The organism is Longimicrobiaceae bacterium (assembly GCA_035936415.1).
GTDB lineage: Bacteria > Gemmatimonadota > Gemmatimonadetes > Longimicrobiales > Longimicrobiaceae > JAFAYN01.
The window spans coordinates 1-2,229 of record DASYWD010000244.1; the positions used below are offsets into that span (position 1 = coordinate 1).

The window sequence follows — 2,229 nt, forward strand, 5'->3', positions numbered from 1 at the left end:
CTGCAGGCCGGCCGCGTCGAAGAGCGCCTGCGAAACCTGCAGCCGGGCATCGCCCATCCCGAAGGGGCCCACCAGGTCCGGGAGGGGGAGCCCGGCCTTCCCCACGCCCAGCCCCGCCCAGTTGTACGAGCGGTTCAGCACCCCGGCGTTCGCCGTGAGGGTGGGGAGGAGGTCCGAGCGCGCCTGCGTCGCCCGCGCTCCGGCACGCCGCACCTCAAGCTCGGCGAGGCGCACCGCGGGGGCGGTGTCGGCCGCCAGCGCCACCGCCTCGGCCAGCGTGATGCGCGCGGGGACGGGCCCCTGCGCGGGGAGGGCGGGCGCCGCGGCGGCCGCCAGGAGGCAGAGCAGAAGAGTGTTTCGCATGATGGTCGTCAGTCGAGGCGCTTGCGGAAGCGGGTCACGCTCACCGTGGTGAGCGCCGCCGCGAAGGCCGTCAGCACCAGCACCTCGCGCCAGAGCGCCTCGGTGCCGGTGCCGCGGAGGATCACGCCGCGCAGGACCTCCAGGAAGTAGGTGAGCGGGAGCGCCGCGCCGATCCACTGCGCCGCCGCGGGCATGGCCTCGCGCGGGAAGATGAACCCGGAGAGGAGGATGTTGGGGAGCATGAAGAAGTAGGCCATCATCATGGCCTGCCGCTGACTCTCGGCGCGGTTGGAGATCATCAGCCCCAGCCCCAGGTTGGCCAGGATGAAGGCCGCGGAGACGGCGTAGAGCAGCCCCAGGCTCCCGCGCGGGACCACCCCGAAGACGGCCCACCCCAGCAGGAGGACCGCGGTGAGCTGCACGTAGCCGATGGCGACGTAGGGGACGGCCTTCCCCAGCATGAACTCGGCGCGGGTGAGCGGGGTGACGATCAACTGCTCCAGCGTTCCCCGCTCGCGCTCACGCACCACGGCCACCGCCGTCATCAGCAGCATGGTGATGCTGAGCAGCAGGCCGATGATCCCCGGGACGATGTACAGCTCGTTCCGCAGCCCGGGGTTGAAGAGGGGGAGGATGCGCATGTCGAGCGCGGCCCCCGCCGCGACGGGCGCGCCGGCCGCCCCGGCCGGGATGCGGCCGGGGGGAGGGCGCATCCCGAGCAGCGCCGCGGTCCCCATGACGGAGCGCGAGGTGATGGGATCGGCGGCGTCCACCAGCACCTGGACGCCCGCGGGCTCGCCGCGGTTGAGGCGGCGCGCGTAGTCGTCCGGGATCACCAGGCCGGCCCGGACGTCCCCCGCGGCGATCCAGCCGCGGAGCTCCCCGGCGCTGGCCGCGTGCCCCACCACGCGGAAGCTCCCGGTGTTCTGGAAGCTCTGCACCAGGGCGCGGCTGGCGCCGGTGCCGGCGCGGTCGTACACGGCGATGGGGACGTCCTGCACGTCGGTGCGGACGGCGAAGCCGAAGAGGAGGAGCTGGACGACGGGGATCCCGAAGAGCATCCCCATGGTGGTAGGATCCCGCCGGAGCTGGCGGAACTCCTTCCACACCACCGCGAAGAGGCGCCCGACCCTCATGCGGCCTCCTCCGCGGGCGCGCCGCCGGGCTGGAGCGCCACGAACACGTCCTCCAGCGAGGCCGCTCCGGGGTGCCCCGCCACCACCTCGGCGGGGGTGCCGGTCGCCGTCAGCCGGCCGCGGGAAAGGAAGGCCACGCGGTCGAAGCGCTCGGCTTCGTCCATGTAGTGCGTGGTGCCCATCACGGTGGTCCCCCGCGCCAGCAGGGTCCGGATCACCCCCCAGAAGTGCCGGCGCGAGGCGGGGTCCACCCCGGCGGTGGGCTCGTCCAGGAGGACCAGCCCCGGCTCGTGCACCAGCGCGCACGCCAGCGCCAGCCGCTGCTTCCATCCCCCGGAGAGCGTCCCCGCGAGCTGCCCGCGCCGCTCGCCCAGCCCGGCCAGCGCGCGGACGGCGTCGATGCGCTCGCGCTTGCGGGCGCGGGCGAGGCCGTAGACCTCGGCGTAGAAGCGCAGGTTCTCGTCGATCGTCAGGTCGTCGTACAGCCCGAACGCCTGCGAGACGTACCCCACCTGCGCGCGCACCGCGTCCGGGTCGCGCCGCACGTCGATCCCCAGCACCGTCACCTCGCCCGCGGTGGGCTGCAGGAGGCCGGTGAGCATGCGCGTGAGCGTCGTCTTCCCGGAGCCGTTGGGGCCCAGCACCCCGAACAGCTCGCCCCGGCGCACCTCCAGCGAGACGTCCTGCAGCGCCGTGTGCCCGCCGAAGACGCGGCTGACCCCGCGCACCG

At 74.2% G+C, this 2,229-nt stretch carries 3 protein-coding genes; all 3 read right to left on the reverse strand.

The window, feature by feature from the left end; all coding sequences use genetic code 11:
• Positions 1 to 363, reverse strand: a 363-nt coding sequence (locus VGR37_09780) for a TolC family protein (protein HEV2147678.1), incomplete at its 3' end; no start/stop codon positions are given.
• Positions 364 to 371: 8 nt separating this feature from the next.
• Complete coding sequence (locus VGR37_09785) at positions 372 to 1,499, reverse strand: ABC transporter permease (GenBank protein HEV2147679.1); 1,128 nt, start codon at positions 1,497 to 1,499, stop codon at positions 372 to 374.
• A partial coding sequence (locus tag VGR37_09790) for an ABC transporter ATP-binding protein (protein ID HEV2147680.1) occupies positions 1,496 to 2,229 on the reverse strand: 734 nt, incomplete at its 5' end. The genes VGR37_09790 and VGR37_09785, both read right to left, overlap by 4 nt.